This window comes from Paenibacillus sp. MER 180, from assembly GCF_023713665.1.
In the GTDB taxonomy this organism is placed as follows: domain Bacteria; phylum Bacillota; class Bacilli; order Paenibacillales; family Paenibacillaceae; genus Paenibacillus_B; species Paenibacillus_B suaedae.
On the sequence record NZ_JAMAVT010000075.1, the window covers coordinates 1 to 435 of the forward strand.

The 435-nt window shown below is 63.7% G+C and carries 1 protein-coding gene; it reads right to left on the minus strand.

All coding sequences use genetic code 11. The features are described 5' to 3' along the window. Window positions 1–22 precede the first annotated feature (22 nt). Window positions 23–435, minus strand: a 413-nt coding sequence (locus M3661_RS29900; RefSeq protein ID WP_251491323.1) for a CBS domain-containing protein, incomplete at its 5' end; no start/stop codon positions are given.

Genomic DNA, 435 nt, shown 5'->3' on the forward strand with positions numbered 1-435 from the left:
CGGCTGGCGAAACGTCTGGGGCTTAAAGGATCCCCGCCTGGTAAAAGTTCTGCAGGTTAATGGCGCCGACCAGTTGGCCGTTCTCATCCACTACCGGCGCGGCGCTGATTTTGTGTTTCATCAGCCGCTCTTTGGCTTCCACCGCGCGGCTATCCGCCTGCAGCGTTACGCCGTTGCGGGTCATCGCCCGAGTGACGCCATCGTTGAGCGTACCGCCAGCAACCAGCCAGCGGCGCAGGTCGCCGTCGGTGAAAACGCCCTGCACGCGGTTGGCTTCATCGCAGACCGCCACCAGGCCGAGTCCGGTTCGGCTTAGTTCGAGCATGGCGTCCATGACGTTAGCCTCGGTATTGACCCGCGGCACTTCTTCATCACGACGCATCAGGTGATGCACTTTGTTCAGCAGCCGCGCGCCGAGGGCGCCCGCCGGGTGGG